3 protein-coding genes are annotated in these 2,300 nt (G+C 65.1%); all 3 read right to left on the reverse strand.

The features are described 5' to 3' along the window. The coding region (locus ETC07_RS14930) for an ABC transporter permease (protein WP_136249314.1) at positions 1-596 on the reverse strand (596 nt) is incomplete at its 3' end. 4 nt (positions 597-600) lie between these two features. Beyond that, positions 601-1,758 (reverse strand): ABC transporter ATP-binding protein, encoded by a 1,158-nt coding sequence (locus ETC07_RS14935; RefSeq protein WP_136249315.1) that lies wholly within the window; start codon positions 1,756-1,758, stop codon positions 601-603. A 43-nt stretch (positions 1,759-1,801) separates the two neighbouring features. Continuing rightward, positions 1,802-2,300 (reverse strand): ABC transporter permease (locus ETC07_RS14940; RefSeq protein WP_136249316.1); only part of this gene is annotated, 499 nt, incomplete at its 5' end.

Raw genomic sequence — 2,300 nt, forward strand, 5'->3', positions numbered from 1 at the left:
CCGGTGAAGATTAGCTCACCCAGGCCACCGGCACCGATCAAAAAGGCCAGCGGCACGGTGCCCACGTTGATGGTCAACGCCGTGCGCATGCCGGCGAAGATCACGTACAGGGCGTTGGGCAGCTCGACCCGGAATAACCGCTGAGTCGGCGACATGCCGATGCCGGCGGCGGCTTCCATCAGCGCCGGGTTGACGCCCTTGAGGCCGGCATAGGTGTTACGGGTGATCGGCAGCAGGGTAGCCACGAATAGCCCGAATACCGCCGGCACGGTGCCGATGCCCAGAAAACTCATCGACAGCGCGAGCACCGCCAGGGTCGGGATGGTGGTGCCGATATTGAGGAACTGCATGGCGGACTCGGCGAACCGGGCCATGCTGGGACGCGACAGCACGACACCCAGCGGGATCGCCGTCAGGATGGCCAGCCCGCCGGACATCACGGTCAGCCACAGGTGCTGGACGATCAGGAACTGAACGTCGGGCAGGTAGAAGATGAAATCGTCGATGACCCCGCTGGACTGGCTCCATACGCCGGCGAAGAAGATGGCGATGAGCAGCGCAATGCGCAGGGCCCCCTTCAGGCTCTGAATCGGCATCGGCTTACTCCTTGGTGGCCGGGTCGGCGGTCGCGGCTGGCTCCGTGGGGCGGAACCGCGAGCCCAGGTGGTGCGTCATGGCGCGCTGGGTGATCTGGCCACAGACACGCCCCGCATCGTCCACGCAGGGCAGCCAGGTGATGTCGTTGGAGAACATCAGCGAGGCCACCTTGCGCAGGTCGTCGTCGAGCGACACCGTGGCGACGATGCTCTGGAAGTGATCGCGGCAGTAGCCCTTGGTGGTGCGCGCCTGGGCGCGGGTGATCAGGCCCACCGGCTGGCGGCGGTCGTTGACCCCGAGGATGGCGTTCTGGTAGCCGAAGTCGTCGATCCGAGCCAGGGCGGTCTCCAGGGTGTCGCCGGGGGCGACGGTGCCGATCTCGTCGGAGATCACGTCGCGAACCTTGACCAGGTTGAGGCGCTTCAGCGCGCGGTCCTCGCCGAGGAACGACTCCACGAACTCATCCTTGGGGTTGGCCAGCAGCTCGTCGGGCGTGGAGTACTGCTCCAGGCGACCGGCGCGGAAGATGGCGACGCGGTCGCCCATCTTGACCGCCTCGTCGATGTCGTGGCTGACGAACATGATGGTCTTGTTGAGTTCCTTCTGCATCTTGAGGAACTCGTCCTGGATCACCGCCCGGTTGATCGGGTCGATGGCGCCGAACGGCTCGTCCATCAGCATCACCGGCGGATCGGCGGCCAGCGCCCGGGCCACGCCGATGCGCTGCTGCTGGCCACCGGAGAGTTCGTTCGGGTAGCGCTTGAGGAAGGCGTCCGGATCCAGCGCGATCATGTCCATCAGCTCACGGGCGCGCTGCTTGTACTTGGCCTTGTCCCAGCCCAGCAGCTTGGGCACCACGGAGATGTTTTCCTCGATGGTCATGTTGGGGAACAGGCCGATCTGCTGAATCACGTAGCCGATGTTGCGGCGCAGCTCCTGGGTGTTCAGGTCGGTGGTGTCCTCGCCATTGATGAACACCTTGCCCGAGGTGGGACGAATGATGCGGTTGATCATCTTCAGGCTGGTGGTCTTGCCGCAACCGGAGGGGCCGAGCAGGATGCAGATCTCGCCGGCGGGCACTTCCATGTTGATGTGGTCGGCGGCGGTCACTGCGCCCTTGGGGGTGTCGAAGACCTTGGTCAGGTTGTCGAGTCGAATCATTCGAGAGAATCCTTGTTGGTAGGCGAGGCCATGAGGGTCGGCATCAGGCCGTCTCGGCGGCGCGCTCCATGCCCAGGGGCGTCAGGCGTTTCTGCAGTGCCAGCAGGGTGTAGTCGACGATGACCGCCAGCAGGCTGACCGCCACCGCGCCGATGATCAGCTGGCGCGGATCGGACTGTGAAATACCGCGACTGATGAAGGTACCGAGGCCCCCGGCACCGATGTAGGCGGCGATCGCCATGACACCGATGTTGAGCACCACCGCGGTGCGCACCCCGGCCATGATCACCGGCACCGCCAGCGGGATTTCCACCATGCGCAGGCGCTGGTTCTGGCTCATGCCGATGCCACGCGCGGCCTCGCGCAGGGCCGGGTCGACGTTGTGGATGGCGGTATAGGTGTTACGGATGATCGGCAGCTGCGAGTAGAGCAGTACGGCGATCACCGCCGGCAGATAGCCGATGCCCTGGCCGATCAGCGACAGCACCGGGATCATGATCCCGAACAGCGCGATGGAGGGCACCGTAACGATGATCGAGGCG

Origin of the sequence: Halomonas borealis (assembly GCF_004798905.1) — a bacterium.
Lineage (GTDB): Bacteria > Pseudomonadota > Gammaproteobacteria > Pseudomonadales > Halomonadaceae > Halomonas > Halomonas borealis.

Coding starts and splice junctions, on each gene's coding strand:
- ETC07_RS14935 (WP_136249315.1), bottom strand. CDS start 1,758: ATGATTCGACTCGACAACCTGACCAAGGTCTTCGACACCCCCAAGGGC.